This window comes from Exiguobacterium sp. s189 (assembly GCF_018617615.1).
Taxonomy (GTDB): Bacteria; Bacillota; Bacilli; order Exiguobacteriales; family Exiguobacteriaceae; genus Exiguobacterium; species Exiguobacterium aestuarii_A.
This window is the reverse complement of sequence record NZ_JACSKM010000001.1, coordinates 65,288-90,824: the sequence shown is the minus strand read 5'-3', so window position 1 is coordinate 90,824 and position 25,537 is coordinate 65,288. Positions and strand designations below refer to the sequence as shown.

The window sequence follows — 25,537 nt, the reverse complement described above, 5'->3', positions numbered from 1 at the left end:
AGGGACACTCAATTCGAGTGTCCCTTCGTCTTGACCCATGATTCAAATGAAGCCGCATCGAGTGCGGGTGAGAAGTAGTAACCTTGCCCGAGCTCGACCCCTTCCCGAATCATACGGGACAGGTCGCTCTCGGTCTCGATTCCTTCCGCGAGAGCGGTCAACTGTTGCTCGTTCGCAAAGCGTGAAACGGCACGTAAGAACGACGTGCTCTCTTTCGCTTTCCCGCTCACATACATCCGGTCGATTTTCACTTCCTGAATCGGTAAGTGCCAAATCGCTTCGAATGAGGCATACCCAGTCCCAAAGTCATCAATCGAGAGACAATACCCGAGGTCGGCGATATCTTCTAACCGCTCGAGCTCGCTCGCATACGACATGATATCGGATGACTCGGTCAATTCGATTTTCAATCGGTCCGGTAACCATGGATATTTCTCAATCGAATCCCGAAGTTTCGTCACGATGGATGGGTCGACGGAGTGGGCCGACAAGTTGAACGAGAGAGAGATGTCTTCAAACGAAGTTCCTTGCCAAGCGACGAGTTGTTCAATCGTCTGGTCGAGGATGTTGTGTGACAGCCACAGGATTTGATCAGACCGCTCGGCAATTCGGATGAATTCGTTCGGTGGAATGATTCCAATTTCAGGATGTGTCCAACGGGCGAGTACTTCCGCACCGACGACGCGTCCGGTTTTCAGCTCGACTTGCGGCTGATAGGCGACCGTCAAGTCCCCTTTTCGAATCGCATCCGGAAGTGCCTGTTCAATCAAGGCGGCGAGCTGCATCTGAGCTAAGATGTCTGAGTCATACCAAACGAGTGGTGTACGTGTTTCTTTCGCATGTTGCAAAGCTTTCATCGCCTCGAATAGGCAATCGTTATACGCCGGTTTCGTCTCGGTCGCGCCGATTTGGATGTGTACGTTTTGTCGCTTGTGATTGACCGTCACTTCGCTCGGGAACAATTCAAGCAGTTCATGTTCATCCTCGGCAGTGAAACCTTTCACGTATAACATGAACATATCATCCCGATATCGACCGAAGAGATGGTGCGCATATTTCGATAGACGGGCTTCGACAGAGCGGGCGAACTCTGTCATGAGTAAGTCCGCATACGCCGGGTCGTACCAGTCGACAAGATGATGGTAGTCGTGCAGTCGGATCAGGACGAACGCTCCGTCAATCTCTTGACGCTCCCACTTCCTGATGAATCCATACTCGTTATAGAGATTCGTCGCCAAATCGAAGCGGACGAGTCGGTCGACTTTTCGCTCCCGTTCGACCCGGTCGGTCTCATCTTCGACAATTAAATAGTACGTCAATTTTTCTTCCCGTTTGAGCGGGGTGAGTTTGATGTTCAAATAGCGTGTGTGTTCACCTTTTAAATGAATGATGAACTGGGCGCTCGTCCCTTGGTCGGTCACGCCTTCAAGTGCTTGCTCGAACATGCGCCGTCCCGTATCAGTGAACAGCTGATTGATTTCGTATAAGTTTCGGTCCCCGAAAAATTGACGGAACATCTCGTTTCGTTCGATTAGATTATACGAGTCATCCATCAAGGCGATGGCGAGACCCGTCTCGGAGAAGAGCGATGACCAACGTTCGTGATAGCGGACGAGTTCTTGTGAGCGATTTTCGAGCTCATGGACAGTCGAATGAACGCTCGTCGCAATCTCACGTAGTTCGTCCTCGATGCCACGGAAGTCATGTGTTTTCGGGAATGTCGCTTCGACCGGTTCTAAGCTTGGGTCGATGGCGAGCGCACGTGCTTTCAGATGCGCTAAATCGTGATTATACCGTTTACGCGTATAGTAGAGCAGGAAAAGCAATCCGAGCGACAAGAGGAGCGTCACGACAAAAGATGCCGTGGCAAGGACTTGATAATGCTTACTTTCTTCTCGCAACATCGTCTCGGACGTGGAGCGAATCGAGCGAAGGGCAGCGTAGGCATCTTCGTAGACGTTCGTCGAATTGACGTAACGAGCTTCAAGCGATGCTTCACGACTTGCCATATTCGCAAACGATTGACCACTTTCCGCGACATCGATGACGGCTTTCATTTGTAACGCTTCGTTCTGGTCGATAATTTTTTGGATGATGATCGCTTCATTGACAATCAAGTCAACGGTACTCATCAATTGTTCCTCTTCAATCGGTTCTTGGAGCAACGTATCGTTACTGCGCATGAGCATCGACTGCATTCGCATCATCGCATCCGTCAGCTCATACGTGGCGTTCGGTTGATTGGTCTGTTCGAGCGCTTGATAGAGCCAACGCCGATTGATGGAACTGATGACATCAGATGGGACCGCTTCGAACTGTTCTGCATCGAGAACGCCTTCCAAGTCATCCGAAAATGTCTGAAGCGTCTCTCGTTCTTGTTCTTCTACACCTGATTCAAAGTCTTTCTGCAGTCGTTCATTGTATTGAAGCGCGCGCTCTTTATAAGGGATAGAAAGGAAGGATGTCGTCTGATTCGATTGATCTTCATAGCGAGTCGCCGCCTCGAACAAGGTGATATATGCTTCGACACCAGCGAGGTTTGCCGCCTGATTCAAGTTCATGATCGTCTCGTCGATCGCTTCTTGTTTTTCATGCCAGTAATAACTCGTCCCGAGTCCGAACATCAAGACACCGATGAGGCAAGCAATTGCTAGTACCATCGTGTAGGTACGGTATGGAATTTTAGCAAAGCGGGGTTGGCCCATCCGGCACCTCCTTTTTTCCTTCATCATACTTCCGTTTTCGTTTCACTGGATGAAAATCCTGCAAAACGAAAGAAAAACCCGACTTTCGTCGGGTTTTATGGCGTGACCAAAGTCACGGTCGTTTGTAACCGATCAAGCGTGATTGCCAATACGGTTCTTGAATTTTATTGTAGCCAAGTCCAGAAGAACCGGAATGAATGAATGTGTTTGCATCAATCATAATACCCATATGAGATGGGCCTGCTGTATATGTGTTTTCGAAGAAAACGAGATCACCCGCTTTTGGTGTAAAGGATGTACTTAATTGCTGACCGAAATAAGATCCAGTCCAATAATTATATACGTTCGTTCTTGGAATGGAGACGCCAGCTTGATTAAATACATAGTAAATAAGTCCGGAACAATCAAATCCTCCATTTGACGGACTAGATGAAGCCCATACATAAGGAGAGCCGATATATTTTTGAGCAATTGCAATCGTTGCGAGTCGCGTTGCTTGAGGGCTTTGTCCATTAATTTGAGTAACAGCTGACTTTAGAATATATCCGGATGTCGTGCGATAGTGTGTCGATGTTTCACCGATTATATTTAAAAGTTCTCCTCTTACAGTAGAACCGACAACTGGACTGGATTCATTTGCCTGTGATCGAATGACCGTTGGACGGTATGTGTAGAAGGAATGTTGATCATATGTCCCTTCCACCCAAGATGGAGATTCTGTTGAACCTTTTGGAATTGATTTGACATAAGCGGAAGAGACGAACCCGGTCGTATTCCCATAATAAATTTGATGCCACCCGTTCGAGGTCTGAACAACGCGTAAGGTCTGACCAGCTTTTACACTTCCGATTATGGACGAATTTGTCGTGGCACTTGCACGAACATTTAGCGATGGGGTATTCACGATATAATCAACACTCGTGTTGCCTGCTCCGGCATCGCCATCATTTGGAGCAATCGGTTCACTAGGAGTTGTTGATGTTTGCTTCAGATAGCCGGCACTGACATAACCAGACTTTCCGTTGTACGTGACATAGTACCAGTTCCCCGATTTTTTCGAAGCTTTGACAGACGTACCGTTCGGAATTGTCGCGACGAGCGCATAGCCAATCCCGGCCCCTTGACGCATATTCAAGTTTGCTGTTGTGACGAACTGTTGATTAAGCGTGTTTTCAGTTGGTGTACTCGGCGTACTTGGGACGGACGGTGTCGAAGGCGTCGCTTGTCCTGTTGTTGTTAAATATGTATGAGCGACATATCCTGTTCGTGTTCCATACTTGACTTGCGACCATGAGCCTTCACGCTTTAAAATCGTGACTGTTTTTCCTTTTGGGATGGTCGTTAGTATACTCGCGTTTGTTGAATTTGAAGCACGAAGGTTCAAATTGACTGTTGTCTTAGCGGTCGAAGAACTAGGTGTCACGCTAGGCGGTGTAGTCGGTACGGGCGTTGTTGAGGTAGAAGTTTTTTTCAAATACCCGTTGTGCACCCAACCCGTTTGACCACCGTAGCTCACTTTTGTCCACGTGCCGTTCGTTTGGATTGTCGTGACGATTTTTCCTTTTGGGATCGTCAATAGAATTCGATGGGACGTCCCGGCGCCCGAACGTAAATTCAGTGCATAGGTTGTCGTCATTTTCGTTGTGCTCGACGTTGTTAACGATGAACCAGCTGTTGAACTAGACGAGCCTTCAGACAATTTGAGAGTTTGTCCTACTCGAATCACATCTGAGTTCAGACCGTTCAATGATTTCAGCGCTGATACGGAAAGATTGTAGGAACGGCTGATGGACCACAATGAGTCACCGGATCGCACTGTGTGTGTGCTTGCGGCAGAAGCCTCATCTGCATGGGCGAGAAAACTAACTGCTGCAATTGCTGCGAATGAATAGGCGAGACCAGATTTTTGATTCATGAAGCCACTTCCTTTCTCGGACAACTTATGGTGATGGTTTACAGGCATATCAATACATTTCCATTCCATTGTACTTGTTATGCAATTTAAGTCGCAATGATATTGATGATCTTTTCAAAAGGTCTCTTAGCAAAAAAGGTCAATGTTTTGAATGAGATCTTGTATACATCTTTTCTTTGTATGAGATGGTGGTAACCATTGACTTTCTGTTGAATTTTGGAAAACGTGAGGTGGAAGATTTCATGCTATTATTAATGTCAAATCAAATGTGGTGAGGTAGAAGACTGATGGTCGAGAAGAACTTTTCAAACCAAACATATCGTAAACATCAAGAGAAACTGTTCGAGCTCGTACGCATGCCGATCGTGACGGAAGACACGGTAAAAGAGGCAACGCGATATATGTGTGAGATTGTCGCCGACATGTTAGCGGTCGATACGGTGTCGATTTGGCATTTTGATTCATCCTATCGGTCGATTTCATGCCAAGTCGCCTATTCTCATGAATCAGGTACGCATTATCCAAAGTTAACCATTCATCGTAACCTCGCTCCAGATTATTTTGATGCACTTCAAAAAGATCGGGTGCTTGCGATTGAAGATGTTCGGAATCATCCTTGGGTGAAGGAACTATACACCGATTATTTCGTGGAAGGACAGCGTATCTACTCGATGCTCGATGCGCCGATTTATGCGAATAATCGCGTCAAGGGTGTCATCTGTTGTGAGTCATTCTTCCCACGAGAATGGATCTATCTCGAGGAATTAATCATTAGTACACTGACAGACTTTATTTCGATTCTCTACTTCCGGCTTGATCGACAGGCGGTCGAGACACACATTCGTCGTCTTGCCTATATCGATGAATTGACGGGGCTTTTAAAAGATACAGGTTTCATCGAGAAGATGGACGAGGAACGCCAGCTTCAACCTCAACAACTTGGCGCTTTAGTCTATTTGAAGGTCGACGATTTTCGGTCGATCGAAGATGCGATTGGAATCGAAAAATCAGATGAGATTGTTCGAGAAGTGGCCAATCGCCTACGTCGTTATGTGGACGAATCGAATCTGAGTCGCATGTCGCAGTCTGGTTTTGCGATTTGGTTACCGTACGGGGATCGAATCAAACTAAATGCCGTCGCAGATGAGTTGTGTGAAGTTCTCGTACGCGACCCGTTCCATGTCGATGAGTTAGAAGTCATCTTGACGATGAGCGCGTTTATCGCCATTGAGCAAAAGGACATCACGACCCTCGAGCTGGTTCATCGGGCACGCATCGCCGCGAGTGAACGAGCGTTTCAGCGGGCTGCGATTGTCTTCTATGAAGAAGAGATGGGGACGAAAGCGGCGAACCGACTGATTTTAGAGATGAATTTACGAAGTGGGCTCGCCGGGAATGAGTTCATGTTGTATTATCAACCAAAAATCGATGCGACGACCGGAGTGCTCAGAGGATTCGAAGGTTTGATGCGCTGGAATCATCCAGAGCGAGGTCTCGTCCCTCCGCTCGACTTCATCCCGCTCGCCGAATCGACGGGGGTCATCATTGATTTAGAAGAGTGGGCATTCGTCACGGCCTGTCGCCAGCTCAAACGATGGCATGATCGGGGAGACAGGTATTCACTTGCCCTCAACTTATCAGCTCGTCACTTCTTGTCTGAAGGAGTCGTCGAGAAGTTCGCCCAAATTGCCCGTGAAGAGGGTGTCTGTACGAGCTATTTGACCCTCGAGATCACCGAGAGTGTCGGCATGGAAAATCAACAGCATGTCATCGACCGATTTGTTGCGTTCCGAGAAGAAGGGTTTTCGATTTCAATCGATGACTTTGGGACCGGCTTCTCGGCGTTCGTCTACTTGAAGCACTATCCGATTCACGAGATCAAAATTGATCGTCAGTTCATCCAAGTGACGGAGAACGATCCGACCGGAAACGTCATCGTTGAGTCAATCGTCGACCTCGCGCGAGGATTGAACTTGAAGACCGTCTGTGAAGGAATCGAGACGATTGAACAGTGGCATGCGTTACGCGAGCTCGGCTGTGATGAGATGCAAGGGTATTACTTCTCTAAACCGTTACCGCTCGAAGAACTCGAGACATGGATTGATCACTATTCAACTAAGCAAAGGGACGCCTGAGTGCGTCCCTTTTTATTATGAGAAAAACACAAAAAAGCCATTCGTCATGGGCATCATGGCGGATGGCTTTTGCCTGCTCAGACGACAGGCGCTTCATAGGCGTTCAGTTCGAGTTGTAATATGTACGTCAATTCATGATGCGCCAATTCCGAGAAGTTTGTCTTTTTGACATGTGTCCGTGGACGCAATCCGCATTCTAATGCGATGTCGACAATGGTACGAATCTGATTTTCCGTATAGAATCGCTTCCGGCCAAACGTAAACGGGGTAGCTGGCAATACGCCATCTGTCTCCCATTTGATCAACTGTTGTTGGCTGCGCGGGATGCCGGCCACACTAAAGGCACGGCTCAATTCTTTGAGCGGATAGACAATCAAATGTTGCTCTTGATACGAGATTGGTTTTCCTTGTTCCGGTCGGTATGTATCCCATTCGGTCGCTGAAAACGTCAGGTCGGCCTGGTCGAAGTCGTGTTGAGCGGAAGGAATAGAAGTAGTACGTGCGAGGTCTAAGCTGTTCATATGATGGATCTCCTTCTTCAAGACTGACTGGTCATTTCAAAATGTCTTCTTACGTATCGTACCCCATTTACAAGATTTTAACTTACAGTTTTTTCAAAGTGGGGAAATGATTCATGGGACTTTTGGCGTAATTTTGAACGATGTCTGTCGAACATTAAGATACCCTAATTGGTATCAAAACTCAAGTTTAGCAGTAAAAATCTGAAAAATGAATAAAAATTCAGACAATATGGGACTTTTGTCTTGAAGAGACTTTGAAAATAGTTTGAGCACATTATTCTTGTAAGCGGTTAATAAGAGCGAAGGAGGTGAGACAGATGGCAACTTACGAAGAAGTGGCGACGATGTTTTATTTGGACACTCGTCGACTCGTGGATGGGAAAGAGAAGAAGCAGCTTGTCCGCTACGGACCGCTCGGCGGTCAAATGGATGAGACGTTGATGCGGCAGTTCGGAGATTTACTGACGGCACTCATCGATGTCGAATCCGTCAATTACGTCGTCGCTAAAGAATCGATCGTGTATTAACACGGAGGACTTATGCAGAACCTCACTCGTACCGGCACCGGCATTCGGCATGATGAGCAGGTGGTCACATGAGTTGGCCCGAACTCATCTCGAATCTCGGGTTCCCGATCGTTGTTTCGCTCTATTTACTTCATCGAATCGAGACGAAGCTCGATCGGATGATCCAGCTCCTCGAGCGCATGGATGATTCGACCTTATCAGAAACCTAATCCCCCATTGAAAGGAGCCATCCCCCTATGGCTGTCTTAACGGAAAAGAAAGCGACACTCGTCTTGACGACGCACCACGACATTGAAACGGCAAAACCGACGAAAAAAGCACAACGGTTCGGTCCAGTCCGTGCCGACCTCACAGCCGATACGGTCAACGCGTTCGGTCGTCTCTTGATCGACTTGGTGATTCAAGAAGACGCAGACCTCGGCATCATCCGCGAATACGATTTAGTCTAACCCATACCCTAAGGAGGACATAACCCATGACTGAAACAAAACTTGAAATCTCATTTTTAGACGCATTCCATAAGGTCGTTCGTTTCCGTCTCAACAACGTGAAGCAACCCGTCGACTCACAAAAAATCGAAGCATTGGCGGACTTTATGGTCGCCAACGATCCACTTGCGAAAAACGTGATGGAGTGGACGGAAATCAAAATGATTGAAGGCACGCAGACGGTATTGAGTGCAAAATAATCTTTTGGCTGGCGACTCTTGCAATTGGAGTCGCCTTTTTTAAGTTTGGTCAATCCCCTTCACTATTTTCAGAAAATTGTCGATAGTATAGGAAACACTGCATGATTGAGAGGGGAATACATAGATGGCATGGAAATCAATCTGGTCTAAGACACTCAGTCGGATCAAACGAAAACCGACATGGACGTGGAAACCGACACTCAAACGAAAACGCGGAGAGAAGCGTGAACGCACGACATCTTTCGGAGCGAACGTCGGCAAGAACTTGACGATTCGTCAAAAATTGTGGGGACTCGTCATCATCTCACTCGTCATGGTCATTGGCGTCGGTGGGTATGCACTATTTTCGATGAACGACGCGAACCGTCAAGCGGACGATATCGTCAACAACTGGAACAAAGGGCTCGATTATGCCCATGAATTGAACACGCTCGCAGCGAACTATCGCACGCTCGAACTCGATCACATCGTGACAGAGGATGCGACGCAAAAAGAAGAATTGATGACGCAGATGAAAGAGATTCGGGATGAAATCAATACGATAGCGCCGAAGTATGAAGAAAGAGCCGTGAATGAAGAGGACAAAGAACTCTTCCATAACTTCTCACGTCAATGGGAGATGTATCAACGTGTCTCGGACAACATGTTGACGTTCAGTACGACTGGAAACACGGGCATGGCACGTTCATACTACGATGCCCAGTCCCAGTCGACATATGACAACTTCACACAAAAACTGAGTGATCTGGTCGCATACAACTCAGAAGGATCGCAACGTGTCGGGCAGGACATGGAGCGCGAGTTCATGCAGTCGCTCATGGCGCTCGTCGCCGTGACGGTCGGAGCCGTGGTCATTCTATTATTCCTCGGACTCAGCTTGTTACGCTCGATTATCCGACCGATGCAGACACTGCAAACTCGCTTCGATGAGCTCGCGACACAAGGTGGCGATTTGACGATGACAATCCCGGTGACGTCGAACGATGAGATTGCCCAAGTCAGTCGCTCGTTCAACACGTTCCTCGGGACACTCCGTGAAATCATGATCGATGTCGATGAAACGGCAAAAGTCGTCCTGTCATCTTCAAAAGACGTATCTGCTGAAGTGACGCGACTCAGTCACTATATGGAAGAAACATCTGGAACGGTCGAAGAATTGACGGCTGGGATGGAAGAGACGGCAGCATCTTCGCAAGAGATGAGTGCTTCGACGACCGAGATGGGTAGCTCGATCGATTCCATCGTCGACTTATCCAACGATAGTGCCGAAACGGCGACACGGGTCGAGACACGTGCTCACGAGATGCGTGAACAGGCTGTCGTCTCGAAAACGGAGGCCGTGACGATTATCGAGAAGAAACAGGTTGAACTCGCGGAAGCGATCAAGGGAGCGCAGTCTGTTGAAGAGATTCGCGTCTTGACGACGGCCATTCTCGCCATCGCTGATCAGACGAACTTACTCGCCTTGAACGCATCGATTGAAGCGGCACGAGCGGGAGAGGCGGGGCGCGGATTCGCGGTCGTCGCTTCTGAAATCCGTAAACTTGCGGAAAACTCACGTCAGACGGTGAATGAGATTCGTGACGTATCGAACTTGGTCATCGATTCGGTCGAGCGCCTCAACACGAGTTCGGCTGACATGCTGACGTTCTTGAACACGAAAGTCATGGCCGATTACGATCGTCTCGAAGAGGCCGCAACGCAATACGAGCAAGATGCAACGGTATTCGGGGAGACGGCGAAAACGTTCGAAGGCAACGCACTTCAACTCCGACATATGACGGACAACATTCTCGGTGTCATTCAAGAAGTGGCGACGACCGTGACAGAGGGCGCGGACGGAACGCAGTCAATCTCAGAGAAAGTTCAACTTTCGGTCGAACGCTTCAATGACGTCCAGGCGAAGATGAGTGAGACGGAAAAACGTGCGAGCGAACTATCGAATCGTGTCGCTCAATTCAAACTATAAGTCGTTCTCGGAACCAGGCATACGTCTGGTTCTTTTTTTGCTGTCTTTTCGAAAGGTAGGTCAATGCATTTATGAATTTCAAATTGTTGGTACAAATTAGGCTGTGATGTCCGATATAGAAAAAGGCAGTACATATACAGAGAGAAAAAGAGGTGAGAGAGGACTTGTTCCTCGAAAGTAGTGAAAAAATTTTTTAAAAAATTGACGTTAACCCAAAAGTTGTTGGGTGCTGTTGGGATGGTTTTAGTTTTAGTGGCTTTCGGAATGTTATACAATTTATCGTCACTTCACAATGCAACAAGTCGATACGAAGAAATGATTGCAAAAGATGTTATGCGAATGAAAGCGGCTGACGCCCTATCACTCGGAATGACACGTCAAGCTTACGGGTTGAGAGGGTACATGTTAAATCAGGATTCGTCTCATTTAGACAAAGAACAATTGGGCTCGACTGAAAAAGAAGCGGCATTACGTGAGTTGATTAGGTTGGCAAACTCAAAAGAAGAGAAAGAATCCTTTGAAAAACTTCTTGAGTTTGCTCTTAACTACGATGAACTATCAGAAGAACTTGTAGCGGCGATTGATGCTGAGAACCAAAGAGAAGTGAATCGTCTTGGACTTGAAGAAATGCCGGATGTTACTGTTTTCATCGCAGAGCAAGGTGAAATGATTCAAGAGAGTACAACGACTGACATGCTGGCGAAAAAGGATGAACTTGAACATTATAGTGACAAAGTGCTGTATTACGCGGTAATCATAGCAATCCTTATATTTATCATGACGACACTAGCTGGATATGGATTGTACGTCATGGTGACAAGACCGCTTCGTCAGTTAGCGAGACAAGTGGACATTGTGGCTCAGGGAGATTTAACAGGAAATGATTTAATGGTTTACACGCAAGATGAAATCGGACAGTTGATGACCGGTTTCAACCGCATGAAGGGGAACTTACGCGATTTGATTGACCGTGTCACACAAAACGCACAAGAAATCACAGCACAATCAGAAGAACTGTATGCGAGCACAGAAGAGATGGCATCACAAACAGAAGAAACGACTCGCCTCATCGACCGGGTCGTAGAAGAGACGGTTGCTCAGGCGAAAGAAGCGAGTGATTCGTCTCGTGCCGTGGCAGCTGCGGACGAAGGAATCGGTCAAATCGCCGGTTCAATCGGTTCGATTGATGATGATGTGTCACAAAGTTTGAAACTCGCTGAAGAAGGCGGGGCAACGATGACACAGGCGAAAGACGAAGTGCGTGCGCTTGAGCGGGAGACACGACTCACCGGGGAATCGATTTCGGCCTTGAAACAACAGTCTGATGAGATCGCCCTCATCACAGAAGTCATTCAGTCGATCACTGACCAGACGAACTTGTTGGCTCTGAATGCAGCCATCGAAGCGGCACGTGCCGGCGAACAAGGAAAAGGATTCGCAGTCGTCGCAGAAGAAGTGCGTAAACTCGCAGAGCAATCAAAACAGTCGGCGACACAAATTGCTGGTCTAATCGAGTCGATTCAGGCGCAGTCGAATGCCGTTCTTGATCAACACGTCGTCAGTGCGAAGCGTGTCGAAACGAACTCACAGTTACTTGAACAAGCGACACGTGCGTTCGATCAAATTGTCCGTCAACTCGAGACGTCGGTCGATAACACGTCACACATCCGTATCGCGTCAAACGAGATTGCGAAGACGACGAAGCAAGTCGCAACATCTTCTCTTCATATGTCACAAGACAGTGAAGCGATGGCCGGAACGATGCGTTCGGTCGGAGAAACGGCTGACGCACAACTTGCGATGATTCAAGAATTGAACGGCGTCGCCGAGTCACTCGGAAATATGACGAGCGACTTACAGACATTGATTGGTAAGTTCACAACATAATAAAATTCGGGCGTGGAAATCAATCCATGCCCTTTTTGTGAACGTTATATGAAAACCCTTACATCATTTATAGGGAATTTCTTCTTGTTGGTACAAGTTTGATTTGTACAACCGATATATTCAGTGTGTAAATCCTTTTATCAAACTGAATCGAGGTGAAATAAGGAGAAATCCTTACTGCATTTATGAAAAGATTGAAGCAATTATCATTGACCAAAAAACTGTTTGGGGGCATCTTTGCCATTCTTCTCGTCATCGCATGTGGGATGGGCTATGCCATCTTTAACATGGAACGTTTGACGAGTGAGTACGAACATGTCATCAAACAAGATGTGGCAAAGATGTTGGCAGCCGACCAACTATCGCGTGAAATGATGCGTCAAGCGTATGGAGCGCGTGGATATGTCATGTCACCTCAGCCGGATCGATTGGAACAAATCGAACAAGGTAAAGAAGGGAAGAAGGCGGCTATCATTGAACTTCTCTCGCTTGCGGAAACGCAGGAAGAGACAGACGAGATGAATACGTTATTGTCTTATGCGACTGGTTACAATGACTTGACCGTTCAACTCGTTGATGCGGTCGATGCGAATGACACGGAAACGATTGAGCGCCTGACGACAAAAATCATGCCGGACATGACGACTGCGATTACGGAAAAAGGTGAATCGCTTCAAGAAAAAGCGGAACAGACGATGCAACAGAGTCAGCTTGAACTTACCGAGCTAAGTAAAAAATCGAATTATTATATGATTGGCATCTCACTGTTGACGTTCCTCTTAGCTCTCTTGGCAGGGGTCATCTTGCAGAGAATCGTCACGCGCCCATTACGTGAATTGTCTAATGAAGTCGCTATTGTCGCAAATGGGGATTTAACACGCGAAAATTCGAAAGCGCTTTCGGAAGATGAGATTGGCCAATTAATTATTGGATTTAACCAGATGAAGACGAATTTGCGTGAGTTGATTGATGAAGTGAGTCGGAATGCACAAGACATCACGGCTCAATCAGAAGAATTGTACGCGAGTACGGAAGAGATGTCTTCTCAAACAGAAGAAACGACGAGACGAATCGATCAAGTCGTTCAACAAACAATTCTACAAGCACGACAGGCGACGCAAAGCGGACATGAAGTGGCGGCGGCTAATCTTGGGGTGGAGCGGATTGCGACTTCGATTGGCACCATCAACGAAGACGTGGAAAAGAGTCTTACGCTAGCGGAACGAGGAGAACAATCAATCCGACAAGCAAAAAATGAAGTACTCGCACTAGAAGAAGAAACCGTGGCGACGGGAGAATCGATTACTGCTTTAAAACAACAATCGGACGAAATTGCCTTGATCACAGAAGTCATTCGTTCCATCACTGACCAAACGAACTTATTGGCCCTAAATGCAGCCATCGAAGCGGCACGTGCCAGTGAACATGGGAAGGGATTTGCCGTAGTGGCGGAAGAGGTTCGTAAGCTCGCGAAGCAATCGAAACAATCTGCTATGAGAATTGCAGGGTTAATCGAGTCGATTCAAGTACAGTCGAATGCTGTCTTGGAGCGACATGTGCAAAGTGCAAAACGTGTAGAAACGAATACAATTCTGTTGGAAGAGGCGACGACCTCCTTCCGACAAATTGTCAGCCAACTCCAAACGTCTGCTGAGAATGCGGCGCACATCCGTGTCGCCTCAAACGAAATTACAGAAACGACACGACAGGTGGCCACAACGACTGCTTCGATGGCATCTGAAAGTGAAGAAATGGCGAATACGATGCGTTCGGTCGGAGAAACGGCTGACGCACAACTTGCGATGATTCAAGAACTGAACGGCGTTGCGGAGACACTTGGCAGTATGACGGGAGATTTACAGACGTTGATCGGAAGGTTCACAACATAATGTGAGGGAAATCCTGTCTCTTCGGAGTCAGGACTTTTTTTCATTCACATCGAGACGATTCATGAAGCAGAAAGTAGGGAAATGAGAACAGGGTAAACGAAAAAAAGGGAGTGGGTCACATGAAATATACCGTCATTACAGGAGCAAGTTCAGGAATTGGTTATGAGACAGCGAAACTACTCGCTGAAAAAGGGAAGTCCCTCGTCCTCGTCGCGAGACGAAAGGATGAGCTCGAATCGCTGCGAGATGAAATTAAGTCCATCTCGTCAGACAGTGACGTCATCATCAAATCGACGGACCTCTCATACAGTGAGAACGTATATGGTCTGTATGAATCACTCGCCGACCTTGATATCGAGACGTGGATCAACAATGCTGGGTTTGGAGACGCAGACCTCATCAAAGATGTCGATTTAGGCAAGATTGAGAATATGATTCGCCTGAACATTGAGGCGCTCACGGTCTTGTCGAGCCTGTACGTCCGCGACTACCACGATGTTGAAGGGGCGCAACTGTTGAATGTGTCTTCCGTCGGTGGCTATCGCATCGTGCCGAACTCGGTCACGTATTGTGCGACGAAGTTTTACGTGAGTGCTTATACGGAAGGGCTCGCACAAGAATTGATGAATAGTGGCGCGAAGCTTCGGGCGAAAGTGCTCGCACCGGCTGCGACCGAGACGAGCTTTGCCGACCGTGCACGCGATACGGAAGGATTCGACTATAGTGAGAACGTGGCGAAGTATCATACGGCACGCGAAATGGCTGAGTTCTTATATGACCTTCTCGAAGGAGATGAAGTCGTCGGGATTGTCGATCCAGAGGACTATTCGTTCAGTTTACGCGGACCGATTAAACCGTACGCCGGATAACCTAAAAAATCACGCCATTTTGTGGCGTGATTTTTTCATGACATCGGGACAGTGTAGCCACCTGTGAAACGGTGCGTCAGGCGGCGTGTCCAATAACGCATCCGAAGGCGCAATACGTAAAACTGTGACGTGTTCGGGAGAATGACGTTGTTCACATAATCTGCGAACATGTGGCGGAACGTCCGATCTTCACTGCGGTCATATGTGGCACTCCACATCCCGTGGTTCTCGACTTCGAGGAGCATCCAAATCATTTCTTCGGTGAGCGGGTCCTCGTCTTCAAGTCCGGCGGAGAGGGAAGCGAAACGTTGACTGCAGATGGCAGCGTATAAGGAATGGGCATGTGAGTCATGCGGATTGGCCGTCAAATAGCCACTCGCCGTTTTCATCAGTTCGTCCACCATCTCAATCGGGATGTCATCGTATACTTGGAAAAACTCGAGAAGCATCGGGACGGTATCCGGTCCGAGTCCGGCAAGGCGGACATAATGCATGACGTGAAGGCCGGCCTCTCCGTAGAACTTCCGCTCGAAGTAATGAATGGCGATGGCACGGTGCATGAGCGGAACGTCAGGATAGCGTTCGACACCTCGGAGGAAGTGTTGCTCCGCCTCGAACGTGAAGCCCGTATCTTCGCTGACGATCCCGTTCAGCATGTGAAGGATAAAGTGGTCACCGAGTTCACTTGCTCGATCGAGCCACTCCTTTGCCTTTGCGGTGTTCCCTTCACGAATATACGGATAGGCGCGCATCGCAGGAAAGAATGGATCTTCTGGGAAAGCCGTCTCGCCACGTGTCGCAAGTGCCGTAATCGCTTCTGTGTTATACGCGTCTGTTAATTCTGCGAGGAGCATCATCTCAAGAAACGTGCGTTGGAAGTCTGGGCTGTGTAAATCGATGGTGTGTGTCATGTGATCTCCTCCTCACGAATATAGGTGTGGCTTTATTATACTTGTTCTCGAAACGTGGGAGTAGCATCTTTTCAAAAAACGGGAAATGGAAAGTAAGGCGTGAAAAGGAGGGGAGGACATGGCGACGTTCACAGGTTATATCGCAGAAGTGATGGAAAGGAAGATTCGGGTCGCTCCGTCACGGGAGGCAGAACCGTTCGACGGCATCGTGTTTCACCTAGAGGAACCATTTCCTGAAGAAACACCACTTCTTGTCGGTCAATATGTAAGAGTCGAGCACGATGAACGGATGACGCGTTCCCTGCCGCCGCAGACGACGGCGCATCGCATCGATGTGTTATGATGAGGACGAGGTGAACCATATGGGACAACGTAACTTTTTGTGGCTCGGAGCCGTGATTGGATTCAGTGCCCTCGTCGTCTGGTTATTGCAAGACGCGCTGCCGTTTTGGGCATTATCCATTTTGCTCCTCGGACTCGGAGCCGTGCTCGGTAATTTGCAACGACGATTCACGCAAGACAAATGACAAGCACACCATCATTCGGATGGTGTGCTTGTGTCGTTTTCTTCACCATTTTCTTCTTCCACCACATCTTCTTCCGTGACCGGGTCGTCCTCGACGATGGAGTCGTCTTCACCATCTGGTTCAAGTGTGGTCGGTTCCTCCGGCTCAACTGGTTCTTCAGGTTCGACAGGTTCCTCTGGTTCAGTAGGCACTTCTGGCTCTGTCACCGGAGGGTCATCCTCAATCGGCTCTTCCGTTTCGGGTGGATCAACTGGTTCTGCTGGCTCTGTAGGTGGTTCTGTTGGTTCTTCAGGAGTGACTTCAGGTGTAGCTGGTTCGGTCTCTTCGTCTACCACCTCTTCCTCGACGTTCTCTTCAGCAGGTGCTTCCGGTTCAGTCGCTGGCGGTAGCTCGGGCTCTGTCTCTGGAACGCTTGGAGTTTCCGGAATGACGACCGGTTCTTCTGTCAAATCAGGTCGGATCGGCTCGACCGGTGCGAGTTCGACCGGTGGTGGCGCGGCTACGTCTGAATCGATCAACGTACGGAGATCTCGTTCGAACAAGGCGCTCGGTAAGGCAATCCCTCGTAAATGAATCGCGACGACCCGACCGGATGCTGAAAGGAGCGGACTGCCATACGCATGACGTGGCAATTCAAAGTTTCGGATGTAGCCGTTCTCTGCGAATGTGACCGTACCATTCATGCGTTCCTTCATGGTCAATGTGATAAGGTTTTCATCTTCTGCGGCGATGGCTTGTGTCAGCAAGAACGGTGTTTTGTCGGTTTCTTCAATGCGAATGACGGCAATGAAACTCGTACGACCGACGACTGTTCCGGAGACGGCCTGTCCGTCATGGTACATGATGATGTTCGTCAAGCCGGCTACGTTCGAGGCCGCAGTGACGACGTCGCGGGAGCTGACCAAAAAGCCGGTCCCGTAACTGACGGTAAAGAGGCTGTCCTGTAACGTATCGAAGTCGGCGGTCGTTGCTTCGTCAGCAGAAACGGTATCCTCACCAATCGGTAAGTCGACCTGATCGGCGAGCGAGTCGGTCGAACGCAACATATCCGTGAAATAGGCGTTTCCAATGAAAGCGACAAAAGCAATGAGTGCAATGGCGAGCGGGGTGGCGAGTAACCAAATTGTGCGACGTGAGCGGCGGCCACACGTCGGACAGACCGTTTTCGATCGTGTCTTCTTTCCGCAGTGGGGACAAGTCACGGGGGCACCTTCTTTCTATCAAGTTCGATGTTATGCTTATTCCTTCAATTGGAAAGAGGTAAACAAATATTTTAGGAGGCTTCTCCACTCGAACGTTCGTGGTAAAATCGTCAAAAGCGCAGGAGGAGATTCAATGAAGTTCATCATCTTATTCGGTCCGCAAGCCGTTGGTAAAATGACGGTCGGTCAGGCACTCGCCGACCGAACCGGGCTCAAGTTATTCCATAACCATATGACGATTGATCTCGTCGGCCCGTTCTTCAATTACGGGACGCCGGAAGGGAAGCGACTCGTCCAACTGTTTCGTCAAGAGCTGTTCGAGTCGGTCGCGAAAAGTGATTTGTCCGGTATGATTTTCACGTTCGTCTGGGCGTTTGATATGCAGGAAGACTGGGACTACGTGAAAAAAGTGACGGATTTGTTCGAATCACATGGGGCGGACATCTACTACGTCGAGCTCGAGGCAGAGATGGAGGAGCGGCTCGCGCGCAATACGACGGAGAACCGCCTCACCCATAAACCGTCGAAGCGGGACATCGCCTGGTCCGAGGCGGAACTGAAGCAGACTGCGACGATGTATCGCTTGAACTCTCGTCCGGGAGAATTGGACGTCGAGCATTATCTTCGTATCGACAACACCCGTTTAAGTCCGAAAGAGACGGCTGCACAGATACAAAGAGTGTTTGACCTATGAAAAAGCGGGTCCCCAACAAGGGAACCCGCTTTTGTCATGCCCACCAATCGGGGCGTTGATAGTCGACCAACACCTGTTTTTCGAGGAGGCGTGGCACGAGGTAAGAGGTGATGCTCGGAAGATCATCATCGAGGTCGGCCGGATGGACCATCACTTCGATGGACCCCCCAGGTTCGATGGCATCAAGCGTCGCATGGGAGACACCGTCTGCGTAAAATTGATCACTGAACCGTTCGGTCACCCACAAGTCTCGGCGCGACCCGAGCGTCGTTAAGGCTCGAAACGTCGTGTCATATTCTTCAGCGAGACGAATGATGACGTCATGTAGGACCGGCCAGCCGTGAACATGGTGATGACTGTCGAGATGGTCGAGCGGGAGACCTGTCGCGAGAAACGCCTCGATTTGGGCTTTCCACTCGAGATAGACGAGCTCTGGGTCAGGCAAGTCTTCAGTCAAGAAATGGCTCGTGTAGCGGAACGTGCCGTCTTCTTTTGTAAGGGGGGTACTCGTGTCGGCAAGCGGTTTGCCCCAAGTCAAGACGAGATGGACACCGACGCGGAGCGATGGCTGCTGTTTCGCGAGTTGGACGGCTTCTTCGACGGCATACCCGTTCATAATCATCGTCGCCGAATTCACGATTCCATTCAGATGACTCTCCAAGGTGCCGGCGTTCACACCTGTCGTCAATCCGAAATCATCGGCGTTGACCAAGACGAACGTGTTAGGCATTGACGAGACCGAGTGCCTGGTCGAGGACCAGGTCACCTTTCATCATGCCGTACGCCATGTTGTCGATGATCGCGACCGGTACGTCGACGGACGACTTGATTTTGCCTTCGAGGTAGCGGACTTGAGGTCCGATCAAAATGACGTCGACGTTCGTCTGTTCTTTCAAACGAGACTCGGGGATGGCGTCAATGGACGCGTCGATTCCGCGGTTCGCCGCTTCTTTTCGCATTTTTTCCACTAAGATCGATGTCGACATACCTGCCGAGCAGACGAGTAAGATGTTCATGTTGTTTCCTCCAATCGATTCAAACGGGTGATCATGTCAATCATTTCGACGGCGAGTTCTTTCACGGTCATCGCTGTCATGAGGTGGTCTTGTGCGTGGACGAGGAGGACACTCATATCGCTCGTCGTCCCTCGTGCCTCTTCTTGTAACAGTTGGGTCTGAAGTTTATGTGCTTCTAGAAAAGCCGCATCAGCTTCTTTTAATTTGGCTGTCGCCTCGTCCGCTTCACCGCGTTTTGCCGCAGCGATGGCTTCGAATGCCGACGAACGGGCATTTCCGGCGTGCAAAATAATCATAAATGAGAGTTCTTGAATCGTTTCGGTTTTCACGAAATCTTTTCTCCTTCCTCAGAGGCAGCTTTGTTTTTATTGATTTCGGCTGTCATCGCTTTTGCTCCAGCCATGACAAATGGAATGTACATTGCGGTCGCGATTGACAAGTTGACGATTTGAAGCAAGACACCACGTACGCTACCACCAGTGACCAAATATCCGCTGATGATTGGTGGCGTCGTCCACGGAACGATAGCGACCGTCTTCGGAACCATCCCTGTTGAGAGGGCGACGTATGAGATAATCGTGAGCGTGACCGGCACTAAGATGAACGGTACGAGCATGATTGGGTTCAAGACGATTGGAAGACCGAAGATGACCGGTTCGTTGATGTTAAAGAGACCAGCTGGCGTCGACAGTTTGGCGACTTGGTGGTACGGGTGATTCCGTTGTTTTCGGACGACGATGAAAATCGCGAGCAAGAGCGCGAATGTCGTACCCGATCCACCCATGAAGACGAATGCATCCAAGAACGGTTTTGTGACCGTGTATGGGACATCAAACGCTGATGTTCCCGCTTGGAAAGCTGCCAAGTTCTGTTCGATGAGTGGGAGGTAGACCGGCTCGATGACCGAACCGATAATGTTTGTCCCGTGAAGTCCGAAGAACCAAAGGATGTGATTCAAGAACGCGATGACAAGGGCAGCTGGGAGCGAATCTCCGAAACCTTGGAGCGGTTGTTGAATCGCCTTGAAGATGACTTCAAACACACTGAGTTCGACGACGAGCGTCATGAAAAGTTGGAATCCTGCGACGACTGTCAAGATGATCATAGATGGGATGAGCGCCTGGAACGAACGTGTGACCCCACCCGGTACACCTTCTGGCATCTTGATTGTCAGTTTCGTATTGATGAGATAGCGGAACATTTCCGTGACGGCAATCGACACGATGATGGCGACGAAGAGCCCTTGGGCACCGAGCCATGCGAAGTTGAGACCCCAGTCAGCAGTGACCGGTACGAGCATGATGTATGAGGCGAGCGACAAAATCCCTGCCGCGAGCCCATCAATTCCGTACGAACGGGCCAAGTTATACCCAATGGAGAAAGCAATCAGCAGTCCGAGTATGGCGAATGAAGCGTTCCAAATACTTCCGCCGAGTCCTTGCCAATTTCCTTCGCCGAATAGACTGTTCATCGAGCCGACGAAATCGAGCGAGAGACTACCGATGTTGACAGCAGGGAAGTTGTTGATAAGGACGGCAAGCGACCCGACGATGATGAGCGGCATGACGGAGACAAACCCGTCACGGATGGCGACTAAGTGCCTTTGGGACCCGATACGTCCCGCGATTTCAATAAACTTGTTCATGAATAGACCTCCTTCTGAAATTGGGGTAGGTACGCCTCGTGCGCTGTGAACAGCTCCTTGAGAAGCGGGTCAATCCGTTTCTCGTCTTGGATGAGCGGGTTCATGAGGCAGGCAAGGTAGGCGTCCTCGTAAGAACCGGATACAGCCGCCTGAATAGCGAGCTGTTCAAACGTTTTTAAGTTCGTGATGAGTCCACGAATCGGGAGCGGTAATGACCCAATTGAGATTGGACGAGGACCAGACTTCGTGATGACGGCGTTCACTTCGATGACCGCGTCGTCTGGTAAGTCCCGAATCGTGCCGTTGTTGAGCGTGTTGACGGTTTGGATGTCGCCACGGTCATTGTGAATCGAATCCATCAAATTGCAGGCGGCGTCTGAATAGTAGGCACCTCCACGCTTTTCAAGCTCTTCCGGTTTGACGGCGAGGTCGACGTCTTTATATTTCTCGAACAACTGCGCCTCGACTTGTTGGACGACTTCGGCACGTGTGCCATTTTGTTCGTACGCCTCGAGGTCTTTTTTCAACACGTCTTTCGTCTGGAAATAGTACTGGTGATACGGGTTCGGTAACATACTGAGTGACGACAGGAACGATTCGCTCCATCCGAGACCGACGATGTTCGCTGGCGAGTAGTCGTTGCCTGCGTTGAGCGAAGCAAGGACGTCATTCGTCCGATCCACGCCGTCGACCCAGACGTGACGACCGAAGACGAAATGGTTCAATCCGATAAATTCAATCGCGACTCGTTCGACCGGCGTCTTGAGAATCTCTGCGACCGAGTTCCGCATGTTGAACGGGATGTTGCAGACACCGATGACCTTCTTATGAGATGAGTGCTTGAGTACGGCCTCGGTGACGATGCCCGCCGGATTGGTGAAGTTGACAAGCCAGGCGTCCGGACAAATCTCGGCGACTTCATTGGCCAAGTCGATTAAAACGGGGATCGTGCGGAACGCTTTGAATAATCCACCTGCGCCGTTCGTCTCTTGTCCGATGAAGCCATGCTTGAGCGGGATGCGTTCATCGAGCGCACGTGCCTTGAGTCCACCGACCCGAATCTGTGTCGATACAAAATCTGCGCCGACGAGTGCGGCTCTTCGGTCGAGCGTCCAACTGAGTGTGATCTCGGCGTTGGCCTTCTCGATCATCCGCTCTGCGAGACGACCGACAATCTCTAGTTTCTCCCTCCCTTCTTCGATATCGACGAGCACGATTTCCCGAACGGGGAACGAGGCTTGCCGATCAATCAATCCTTCGATGATTTCCGGGGTGTAACTAGACCCACCGCCGATGATGACGACCTTGACTGCCATGGTGTCAACTCCTCCTTTTGAAAGCGATTTCTTTTTGTCGTAACAAATATAACAAATAGTACAACTTTCGGCAATATAAAAAATACAAATAATACAATTAGTTTTTTGTATTTGCAATTGTATGCTTGCTGTATCACAATAAAGGAACCAACCTAACGTAAAGGAGATGGAGGTATGTCGCAATCGACGCTCCAAACCGCAATCAAGGATGAATTGTTGTCCCGCATCAAAAGTGGGCATTATAAAGAAGGGGAGAAATTTCCGACCGAGTACGCGCTTTGCGAGGAGTTTGATGTGAGCCGAACAACGGTGCGTGGCGCCCTCAACCAATTGACGACGGAAGGGTATTTGGTCCGTCAACAAGGTCGCGGCACGTTCGTCGCCGGAAAGAAAGTCCAGCAGACGCTATCGTATACACCGAACAACTATGCGGCCCAGCTCGCTGTTCAAGGGAAGCGTGGTCAAGTCGCGTTGATCGACATCTCCGTCATCTCAGCGTCCGGTCAAATCGCTTCGGTGTTTGAAGCAGAGGACAATGCGCCGATTCAAAAGATTGAGCGGATTCGTCATGCGGACGGGGAACCGACACAGTATGAGGTCTCATTCATCCCGTGGAAGATTGCACCGGGGATCACGAAAGAACAGGCAGAGCATTCGCTCTTCCGGACACTCGCTGAAGTCCACAATGTCCATGTCGCGAAGACGACCGAGGCATTAGAAATCGCACTTGCCGACGAGAAAGTGAGTACGCTCCTCAACTGCCCACTCGGGTCACCATGTTTCCATATCGAGACGGTGACAGAGGATGAGTCGGGACGAGCGATTGAATATTCACGCTCGTACTTCCGTGGGGACAAGACGAGCTTCGTCATCGAACGGAATTATAACTAACAAAAGCGTTCGACTGTTTCGTATGGAGACAGTCGAGCGCTTTTTTATGAAGTGATTCAAAAAGGATATGAGGAAGAGAAAAACGAAGATACATACGATCAAATTGGATGGTGGGAGTGAGTAACATGACGATGTTTACAATCTTAGGTGTCTTGGTCCTCGGACTATTGCTGTTAGGAATCGGTGCTGTGATGAAGAAGCGGTGGTTATCCTTATTATCGATTGTTCCAATAGCGATTGCTGTAGGACAACTTGCGTTTCTTTTTTTGATTGGGATGTAATTTTTCTCAACAACGATTATGAATAAACTTTTCCCATACATATTGGATGCAGTCGATTCCTGAGTTTATGTACACTAGAAGCAGGAGGCGAGAGAAGCATGTCAATCATTGAATTCAAAGATGTGAGTCATCAAGACATCCTGCACCATGTGTCCGGGACGTTTCGAGAGGGGCGAATCACGACGTTCGTCGGACCAAGCGGTGCCGGCAAGACGACGTGTCTGAAGCATATCAATGGATTGCTGTCACCAGACACAGGCACGATTCTTTTCAAAGGGGAAGACATCGCGGAGATGGACATCCTCGAACTACGAAAAAAAATCGGGATGGCGTTCCAAAGCGCGCCAATGATTCAAGGGACGGTGTACGACAACTTGAATCTCCCGAAAGCCATCTTCGACGAGTCACTCGACCGCGACCGGGCTGCCGAATTGCTCCATCGTGTCGACTTGAGTGAGACGTTCCTCGACCAACCCGTCAAATCATTGTCGGGTGGGGAACGGAGTCGGGTCGCCATCGCCCGGACACTCGTCAATAAACCCGATGTACTCTTGCTCGATGAAATCACGGCGAGCCTTGATTATCGGACAGTGAAAGAAATCGAGCGACTCATCCGGAAACTGCAACAATCGTACGGTGTGACCGTCATCTGGATCACCCATGATTTAGACCAGGCGCGGCGGGTGAGTGACGACATGTGGTTCTTGAAAGATGGGGAGCTGCTTGCGTATGGGGACGCATCGTTCATCGATGAATCGGACGATCCGGTCATCCAACAATTCGTCAGGGGGGAAGATTGATGTCATATATTGAACTCGCGACAGCACTCATCTTCGTCGTTATCCCGCTAGCCTTGACGCTCGTCCTACGACTCGGGCTCGAGCGAGATATTATCATCGCGACCGTCCGTTCCATCATTCAACTGCTGATCATCGGCTATATTTTGACGTTCGTCTTTGAGAGCGACAGTCCGATTTTCATGCTGTTGATGATTTTACTTATGATTGTCGCGGCAACACAGAACATCCGCCGGAAAGGGGACGGCATTCCGGGCATCATGTGGATCATCGTCTTGACACTCGTGACGATCGAAGCGCTGACGATGGGTCTCATGCTCGGGCTCGGCATCATCCCATTCGAGCCGGAAAAGGTCATTCCGATCAGCGGGATGGTCATCGGGAACAGTATGGTGTTGTCACTTCTCTTCTTGAACAAGTTCAAAGACGAGGTTGAACGGAGTGACGATGTCATTGAGCTTATCCTTTCGCTCGGCGGGACACCGAAAGTGGCCATCGATCGTAGCTTAAAGAATGCGATTCGCACGAGCATGATTCCGACCGTCGAGGCCCAAAAGACGATGGGGCTCGTCCAGTTACCTGGAATGATGAGCGGTCTCATCATCGGTGGGGCCGACCCGATGGAAGCGGTACTGTATCAACTCTTGATCCTGTTCTTAATTTTGACGACCGCCTCCATCTCGGCGACACTCGTCGGTTACTTGGCGTATCCACGTCTGTTTAACGAGAAGATGCAGTATATCGGATTGACTTATCGGAAGGGGGAATGAGCATGATCACAGGGATTCATCATGTGCAGCTCACGATTCCAGCTGGAACGGAGCAAGAGGCGAAGGCATTTTACTGCGATTTTCTCGGTCTACGTGAAATCGAGAAGCCGGATTCATTGAAGGGGCGAGGTGGATTTTGGCTTCAGGTTGGCGACCGTTCCGTCCATGTCGGCGCAGAGGACGGCGTCGAACGACAGAAGACGAAAGCGCATATCGCATATGCGGTGACGGATTTAGGTCATTGGAAGGCGGCCCTCACTGAAAACGAGATTGCATACTCCGAAGGCATCCCGATTCCAGGATTCGACCGATTCGAGTTCCGGGACCCGTTCGGCAATCGGGTCGAAATGATTCAAGCACTTTGACGAAAGGGAGCATCCAT

General features: G+C 49.3%; 27 protein-coding genes. 17 read left to right on the top strand and 10 right to left on the bottom strand.

Annotation, left to right across the window (positions count from 1 at the left end; genetic code table 11):
* Positions 1-8: 8 nt before the first annotated feature.
* Both KNO99_RS00445 and KNO99_RS00440 read right to left on the bottom strand, forming a co-directional pair.
* The gene (locus KNO99_RS00445) at positions 9-2,705 is read right to left on the bottom strand and encodes an EAL domain-containing protein (RefSeq protein ID WP_214744305.1); all 2,697 of its coding nucleotides are present in this window, start codon (positions 2,703-2,705) and stop codon (positions 9-11) included.
* Positions 2,706-2,817: 112 nt separating this feature from the next.
* Positions 2,818-4,620 (bottom strand): C40 family peptidase, encoded by a 1,803-nt coding sequence (locus KNO99_RS00440; protein WP_214744303.1) that lies wholly within the window; start codon positions 4,618-4,620, stop codon positions 2,818-2,820.
* A gap of 287 nt (positions 4,621-4,907) precedes the next feature.
* Here KNO99_RS00440 and KNO99_RS00435 point away from each other — a divergent pair, with 287 nt between their 5' ends.
* The gene (locus KNO99_RS00435) at positions 4,908-6,755 is read left to right on the top strand and encodes a sensor domain-containing phosphodiesterase (RefSeq protein ID WP_214744301.1); all 1,848 of its coding nucleotides are present in this window, start codon (positions 4,908-4,910) and stop codon (positions 6,753-6,755) included.
* Positions 6,756-6,832: 77 nt separating this feature from the next.
* Here the strand turns inward: KNO99_RS00435 and KNO99_RS00430 are convergent, their stop codons facing one another.
* A complete protein-coding gene (locus KNO99_RS00430; RefSeq protein WP_214744299.1) occupies positions 6,833-7,276 on the bottom strand; it encodes a MerR family transcriptional regulator in 444 nt (147 codons plus the stop codon).
* A 317-nt stretch (positions 7,277-7,593) separates the two neighbouring features.
* Between KNO99_RS00430 and KNO99_RS00425 the strand changes: the two genes are divergently transcribed.
* The 8 genes from KNO99_RS00425 (at position 7,594) to KNO99_RS00390 (ending at position 15,105) form a co-directional block, all read left to right on the top strand.
* Complete coding sequence (locus tag KNO99_RS00425; RefSeq protein ID WP_214744297.1) at positions 7,594-7,803, top strand: hypothetical protein; 210 nt, start codon at positions 7,594-7,596, stop codon at positions 7,801-7,803.
* Between the two features lie 68 nt (positions 7,804-7,871).
* Positions 7,872-8,012, top strand: coding sequence for a YvrJ family protein (locus KNO99_RS00420; RefSeq protein ID WP_214694127.1), 141 nt, complete (start codon positions 7,872-7,874; stop codon positions 8,010-8,012).
* A gap of 27 nt (positions 8,013-8,039) precedes the next feature.
* The gene (locus KNO99_RS00415) at positions 8,040-8,252 is read left to right on the top strand and encodes a hypothetical protein (protein WP_074036277.1); all 213 of its coding nucleotides are present in this window, start codon (positions 8,040-8,042) and stop codon (positions 8,250-8,252) included.
* Between the two features lie 26 nt (positions 8,253-8,278).
* On the top strand, positions 8,279-8,491 hold the full coding sequence (locus tag KNO99_RS00410; protein ID WP_214744295.1) for a DUF2922 family protein: 213 nt from the start codon (positions 8,279-8,281) through the stop codon (positions 8,489-8,491).
* 124 nt (positions 8,492-8,615) lie between these two features.
* A complete protein-coding gene (locus tag KNO99_RS00405) occupies positions 8,616-10,460 on the top strand; it encodes a methyl-accepting chemotaxis protein (RefSeq protein ID WP_214744292.1) in 1,845 nt (614 codons plus the stop codon).
* Positions 10,461-10,724: 264 nt separating this feature from the next.
* Positions 10,725-12,347, top strand: a complete 1,623-nt coding sequence (locus KNO99_RS00400) for a methyl-accepting chemotaxis protein (protein WP_251130904.1) — start codon at positions 10,725-10,727, stop codon at positions 12,345-12,347.
* A 209-nt stretch (positions 12,348-12,556) separates the two neighbouring features.
* Positions 12,557-14,236: a methyl-accepting chemotaxis protein gene (locus KNO99_RS00395; RefSeq protein WP_251130903.1), complete on the top strand. Its 1,680-nt coding sequence runs from the start codon at positions 12,557-12,559 to the stop codon at positions 14,234-14,236.
* Between the two features lie 119 nt (positions 14,237-14,355).
* Positions 14,356-15,105 (top strand): SDR family NAD(P)-dependent oxidoreductase, encoded by a 750-nt coding sequence (locus KNO99_RS00390; RefSeq protein WP_214744286.1) that lies wholly within the window; start codon positions 14,356-14,358, stop codon positions 15,103-15,105.
* Positions 15,106-15,140: 35 nt separating this feature from the next.
* On the opposite strand, the gene KNO99_RS00385 is transcribed toward KNO99_RS00390, so the two are convergent.
* Positions 15,141-16,016 carry a tetratricopeptide repeat protein gene (locus KNO99_RS00385; protein WP_214744284.1) on the bottom strand — a complete coding sequence of 292 codons (876 nt, stop codon included), beginning with the start codon at positions 16,014-16,016 and terminating at the stop codon, positions 15,141-15,143.
* A gap of 118 nt (positions 16,017-16,134) precedes the next feature.
* Here KNO99_RS00385 and KNO99_RS00380 point away from each other — a divergent pair, with 118 nt between their 5' ends.
* Together KNO99_RS00380 and KNO99_RS00375 are read left to right on the top strand one after the other, a co-directional pair.
* Positions 16,135-16,359, top strand: coding sequence for a YobA family protein (locus KNO99_RS00380; RefSeq protein ID WP_214744283.1), 225 nt, complete (start codon positions 16,135-16,137; stop codon positions 16,357-16,359).
* A 19-nt stretch (positions 16,360-16,378) separates the two neighbouring features.
* Complete coding sequence (locus KNO99_RS00375) at positions 16,379-16,543, top strand: hypothetical protein (RefSeq protein WP_214694121.1); 165 nt, start codon at positions 16,379-16,381, stop codon at positions 16,541-16,543.
* Between the two features lie 11 nt (positions 16,544-16,554).
* Here KNO99_RS00375 and KNO99_RS00370 read toward each other — a convergent pair whose 3' ends face one another.
* Complete coding sequence (locus KNO99_RS00370) at positions 16,555-17,745, bottom strand: hypothetical protein (RefSeq protein WP_214744281.1); 1,191 nt, start codon at positions 17,743-17,745, stop codon at positions 16,555-16,557.
* 133 nt (positions 17,746-17,878) lie between these two features.
* Here KNO99_RS00370 and KNO99_RS00365 point away from each other — a divergent pair, with 133 nt between their 5' ends.
* The gene (locus KNO99_RS00365; protein WP_214744279.1) at positions 17,879-18,439 is read left to right on the top strand and encodes an AAA family ATPase; all 561 of its coding nucleotides are present in this window, start codon (positions 17,879-17,881) and stop codon (positions 18,437-18,439) included.
* Between the two features lie 34 nt (positions 18,440-18,473).
* Here the strand turns inward: KNO99_RS00365 and KNO99_RS00360 are convergent, their stop codons facing one another.
* Genes KNO99_RS00360 through KNO99_RS00340 form a run of 5 tightly spaced genes read right to left on the bottom strand, consistent with a single transcriptional unit; the run spans position 18,474 to position 22,416 of the window.
* Positions 18,474-19,169: a carbohydrate deacetylase gene (locus KNO99_RS00360; protein WP_214744277.1), complete on the bottom strand. Its 696-nt coding sequence runs from the start codon at positions 19,167-19,169 to the stop codon at positions 18,474-18,476.
* Positions 19,162-19,455, bottom strand: coding sequence for a PTS sugar transporter subunit IIB (locus KNO99_RS00355; protein ID WP_214744275.1), 294 nt, complete (start codon positions 19,453-19,455; stop codon positions 19,162-19,164). Before KNO99_RS00355 ends, KNO99_RS00360 begins: the two co-directional genes overlap by 8 nt.
* A complete protein-coding gene (locus tag KNO99_RS00350) occupies positions 19,452-19,784 on the bottom strand; it encodes a PTS lactose/cellobiose transporter subunit IIA (RefSeq protein WP_371743014.1) in 333 nt (110 codons plus the stop codon). Before KNO99_RS00350 ends, KNO99_RS00355 begins: the two co-directional genes overlap by 4 nt.
* Positions 19,781-21,100, bottom strand: a complete 1,320-nt coding sequence (locus tag KNO99_RS00345) for a PTS sugar transporter subunit IIC (RefSeq protein WP_214744273.1) — start codon at positions 21,098-21,100, stop codon at positions 19,781-19,783. Before KNO99_RS00345 ends, KNO99_RS00350 begins: the two co-directional genes overlap by 4 nt.
* Positions 21,097-22,416 (bottom strand): 6-phospho-beta-glucosidase, encoded by a 1,320-nt coding sequence (locus KNO99_RS00340; RefSeq protein ID WP_214744271.1) that lies wholly within the window; start codon positions 22,414-22,416, stop codon positions 21,097-21,099. The genes KNO99_RS00345 and KNO99_RS00340 overlap by 4 nt, the downstream gene beginning before the upstream one ends.
* A gap of 174 nt (positions 22,417-22,590) precedes the next feature.
* Between KNO99_RS00340 and KNO99_RS00335 the strand changes: the two genes are divergently transcribed.
* The 5 genes from KNO99_RS00335 (at position 22,591) to KNO99_RS00315 (ending at position 25,520) form a co-directional block, all read left to right on the top strand.
* Positions 22,591-23,307 (top strand): GntR family transcriptional regulator, encoded by a 717-nt coding sequence (locus KNO99_RS00335; protein ID WP_214744269.1) that lies wholly within the window; start codon positions 22,591-22,593, stop codon positions 23,305-23,307.
* 125 nt (positions 23,308-23,432) lie between these two features.
* Complete coding sequence (locus KNO99_RS00330; RefSeq protein ID WP_214744267.1) at positions 23,433-23,588, top strand: hypothetical protein; 156 nt, start codon at positions 23,433-23,435, stop codon at positions 23,586-23,588.
* A gap of 98 nt (positions 23,589-23,686) precedes the next feature.
* Complete coding sequence (locus KNO99_RS00325) at positions 23,687-24,388, top strand: ABC transporter ATP-binding protein (RefSeq protein ID WP_214744265.1); 702 nt, start codon at positions 23,687-23,689, stop codon at positions 24,386-24,388.
* On the top strand, positions 24,388-25,155 hold the full coding sequence (locus tag KNO99_RS00320; protein ID WP_214744263.1) for an ABC transporter permease: 768 nt from the start codon (positions 24,388-24,390) through the stop codon (positions 25,153-25,155). The genes KNO99_RS00325 and KNO99_RS00320 overlap by 1 nt, the downstream gene beginning before the upstream one ends.
* A gap of 2 nt (positions 25,156-25,157) precedes the next feature.
* The gene (locus KNO99_RS00315) at positions 25,158-25,520 is read left to right on the top strand and encodes a VOC family protein (protein WP_214744261.1); all 363 of its coding nucleotides are present in this window, start codon (positions 25,158-25,160) and stop codon (positions 25,518-25,520) included.
* The last annotated feature ends 17 nt before the right edge of the window (positions 25,521-25,537 follow it).

What these genes read in the sequence shown, in the direction of transcription:
- KNO99_RS00345 (WP_214744273.1), bottom strand. Translation starts at nt 21,100, where the DNA reads ATGAACAAGTTTATTGAAATCGCGGGACGTATCGGGTCCCAAAGGCAC.
- KNO99_RS00355 (WP_214744275.1), bottom strand. Translation starts at nt 19,455, where the DNA reads ATGAACATCTTACTCGTCTGCTCGGCAGGTATGTCGACATCGATCTTA.
- KNO99_RS00430 (WP_214744299.1), bottom strand. Translation starts at nt 7,276, where the DNA reads ATGAACAGCTTAGACCTCGCACGTACTACTTCTATTCCTTCCGCTCAA.
- KNO99_RS00325 (WP_214744265.1), top strand. Translation starts at nt 23,687, where the DNA reads ATGTCAATCATTGAATTCAAAGATGTGAGTCATCAAGACATCCTGCAC.
- KNO99_RS00400 (WP_251130904.1), top strand. Translation starts at nt 10,725, where the DNA reads ATGTTATACAATTTATCGTCACTTCACAATGCAACAAGTCGATACGAA.
- KNO99_RS00415 (WP_074036277.1), top strand. Translation starts at nt 8,040, where the DNA reads ATGGCTGTCTTAACGGAAAAGAAAGCGACACTCGTCTTGACGACGCAC.
- KNO99_RS00405 (WP_214744292.1), top strand. Translation starts at nt 8,616, where the DNA reads ATGGCATGGAAATCAATCTGGTCTAAGACACTCAGTCGGATCAAACGA.
- KNO99_RS00315 (WP_214744261.1), top strand. Translation starts at nt 25,158, where the DNA reads ATGATCACAGGGATTCATCATGTGCAGCTCACGATTCCAGCTGGAACG.
- KNO99_RS00390 (WP_214744286.1), top strand. Translation starts at nt 14,356, where the DNA reads ATGAAATATACCGTCATTACAGGAGCAAGTTCAGGAATTGGTTATGAG.
- KNO99_RS00420 (WP_214694127.1), top strand. Translation starts at nt 7,872, where the DNA reads ATGAGTTGGCCCGAACTCATCTCGAATCTCGGGTTCCCGATCGTTGTT.
- KNO99_RS00320 (WP_214744263.1), top strand. Translation starts at nt 24,388, where the DNA reads ATGTCATATATTGAACTCGCGACAGCACTCATCTTCGTCGTTATCCCG.
- KNO99_RS00445 (WP_214744305.1), bottom strand. Translation starts at nt 2,705, where the DNA reads ATGGGCCAACCCCGCTTTGCTAAAATTCCATACCGTACCTACACGATG.
- KNO99_RS00360 (WP_214744277.1), bottom strand. Translation starts at nt 19,169, where the DNA reads ATGCCTAACACGTTCGTCTTGGTCAACGCCGATGATTTCGGATTGACG.
- KNO99_RS00380 (WP_214744283.1), top strand. Translation starts at nt 16,135, where the DNA reads ATGGCGACGTTCACAGGTTATATCGCAGAAGTGATGGAAAGGAAGATT.
- KNO99_RS00330 (WP_214744267.1), top strand. Translation starts at nt 23,433, where the DNA reads ATGACGATGTTTACAATCTTAGGTGTCTTGGTCCTCGGACTATTGCTG.
- KNO99_RS00365 (WP_214744279.1), top strand. Translation starts at nt 17,879, where the DNA reads ATGAAGTTCATCATCTTATTCGGTCCGCAAGCCGTTGGTAAAATGACG.
- KNO99_RS00335 (WP_214744269.1), top strand. Translation starts at nt 22,591, where the DNA reads ATGTCGCAATCGACGCTCCAAACCGCAATCAAGGATGAATTGTTGTCC.
- KNO99_RS00385 (WP_214744284.1), bottom strand. Translation starts at nt 16,016, where the DNA reads ATGACACACACCATCGATTTACACAGCCCAGACTTCCAACGCACGTTT.
- KNO99_RS00375 (WP_214694121.1), top strand. Translation starts at nt 16,379, where the DNA reads ATGGGACAACGTAACTTTTTGTGGCTCGGAGCCGTGATTGGATTCAGT.
- KNO99_RS00410 (WP_214744295.1), top strand. Translation starts at nt 8,279, where the DNA reads ATGACTGAAACAAAACTTGAAATCTCATTTTTAGACGCATTCCATAAG.
- KNO99_RS00425 (WP_214744297.1), top strand. Translation starts at nt 7,594, where the DNA reads ATGGCAACTTACGAAGAAGTGGCGACGATGTTTTATTTGGACACTCGT.
- KNO99_RS00340 (WP_214744271.1), bottom strand. Translation starts at nt 22,416, where the DNA reads ATGGCAGTCAAGGTCGTCATCATCGGCGGTGGGTCTAGTTACACCCCG.
- KNO99_RS00435 (WP_214744301.1), top strand. Translation starts at nt 4,908, where the DNA reads ATGGTCGAGAAGAACTTTTCAAACCAAACATATCGTAAACATCAAGAG.
- KNO99_RS00440 (WP_214744303.1), bottom strand. Translation starts at nt 4,620, where the DNA reads ATGAATCAAAAATCTGGTCTCGCCTATTCATTCGCAGCAATTGCAGCA.